The sequence below is a fragment of the Thermobrachium celere DSM 8682 genome (assembly GCF_000430995.1).
Classification (GTDB): domain Bacteria; phylum Bacillota; class Clostridia; order Clostridiales; family Caloramatoraceae; genus Thermobrachium; species Thermobrachium celere.
The window spans coordinates 3,046-3,602 of record NZ_HF952005.1; the positions used below are offsets into that span (position 1 = coordinate 3,046).

The 557-nt window shown below is 30.0% G+C and carries 2 pseudogenes; both read right to left on the reverse strand.

Going from position 1 to position 557, the window contains the following annotated elements:
• A pseudogene (locus TCEL_RS13050) lies at positions 1-204 on the reverse strand (hydroxylamine reductase); the annotation flags it as partial.
• A 59-nt stretch (positions 205-263) separates the two neighbouring features.
• Positions 264-557: pseudogene (gene ruvX, locus TCEL_RS00380) on the reverse strand (Holliday junction resolvase RuvX); the annotation flags it as partial.

Genomic DNA, 557 nt, shown 5'->3' on the forward strand with positions numbered 1-557 from the left:
TTGTTCAAGTAGTTGTTCTAAATCCTTTAAATCATGTCCACTTATAAGTATTGCTGGATTATTTCTAACACCTATATTTACCTTTGTAATCTCTGGATTTCCATAGGTTGATGTATTTGCCTTATCAAGTAGTGCCATAACATCAACTGCATATTTTCCTGTTTCAAGTGCAAGAGAAACAAGTTCATCAGCACTAAGTGTGTCATACCTCTTTCATATTTATACTTAGATTTTAATTTTAAATTTAATAATTGTCAACTAAATTATTTTTTTATCTTATCAAGGTAGCCTTGTAAAATATATGTTGCTGCTATCGTATCTATGACTTTTTTTCTTTTTGACCAATGCATATCAGCTTCCATTAACATCCTTTCAGCAGCAACCGTTGTAAGTCTTTCATCCTCTAATATTATTTCCAAATTACAAACTTCCTTTAATTTTTCACAAAAATTTAACACTTTTTCACTCTGTGGTCCCAGTGTCCCATTCATATTTTTGGTAAACCTACAACTATCTTTTCTACATTGTACTGTTTTATAATACTTAGTATCTCTTGT